Annotated in this window: 8 tRNA genes; all 8 read right to left on the reverse strand. The window is 53.0% G+C overall.

Going from position 1 to position 689, the window contains the following annotated elements:
• Positions 1–3: 3 nt before the first annotated feature.
• A tRNA-Ala gene (locus KP78_RS17670) sits at positions 4–79 on the reverse strand.
• A gap of 15 nt (positions 80–94) precedes the next feature.
• A tRNA-Pro gene (locus KP78_RS17675) sits at positions 95–171 on the reverse strand.
• 13 nt (positions 172–184) lie between these two features.
• Positions 185–258: transfer RNA gene (locus tag KP78_RS17680), tRNA-Arg, on the reverse strand.
• 10 nt (positions 259–268) lie between these two features.
• A tRNA-Gly gene (locus KP78_RS17685) sits at positions 269–340 on the reverse strand.
• 17 nt (positions 341–357) lie between these two features.
• Positions 358–439, reverse strand: a tRNA-Leu gene (locus KP78_RS17690).
• 10 nt (positions 440–449) lie between these two features.
• A tRNA-Lys gene (locus tag KP78_RS17695) sits at positions 450–525 on the reverse strand.
• 7 nt (positions 526–532) lie between these two features.
• Positions 533–608, reverse strand: a tRNA-Thr gene (locus tag KP78_RS17700).
• A 4-nt stretch (positions 609–612) separates the two neighbouring features.
• A tRNA-Val gene (locus KP78_RS17705) sits at positions 613–688 on the reverse strand.
• Position 689: the final 1 nt, after the last annotated feature.

Genomic DNA, 689 nt, shown 5'->3' on the forward strand with positions numbered 1-689 from the left:
TTATGGTGGAGCCTAGCGGGATCGAACCGCTGACCTCCTGCGTGCAAGGCAGGCGCTCTCCCAGCTGAGCTAAGGCCCCTAAATTTAATTCACATGGTCGGGAAGACAGGATTCGAACCTGCGACCCCTTGGTCCCAAACCAAGTGCTCTACCAAGCTGAGCTACTCCCCGAGTAATATGATAGCGCGCCCGAGAGGAGTCGAACCCCTAACCTTTTGATCCGTAGTCAAACGCTCTATCCAATTGAGCTACGGGCGCATATTTCATAAGCGGAAGACGAGATTCGAACTCGCGACCCCCACCTTGGCAAGGTGATGTTCTACCACTGAACTACTCCCGCATGTTAGATAAAAATAGTGCGGGTGGAGGGACTTGAACCCCCACGCCGTGCGGCACTAGATCCTAAGTCTAGCGCGTCTGCCAATTCCGCCACACCCGCATATTGAAAATGGTGAGCCATGTAGGATTCGAACCTACGACCCTCTGATTAAAAGTCAGATGCTCTACCGACTGAGCTAATGGCTCGAAAAACTGGTGCCGGCAAGAGGACTTGAACCCCCAACCTACTGATTACAAGTCAGTTGCTCTACCAATTGAGCTACACCGGCAAAATGGTGGAGAATGACGGGCTCGAACCGCCGACCCTCTGCTTGTAAGGCAGATGCTCTCCCAGCTGAGCTAATTCTCCA

The sequence above is a fragment of the Jeotgalibacillus soli genome (genome assembly GCF_000829435.1).
Classification (GTDB): domain Bacteria; phylum Bacillota; class Bacilli; order Bacillales; family Jeotgalibacillaceae; genus Jeotgalibacillus; species Jeotgalibacillus soli.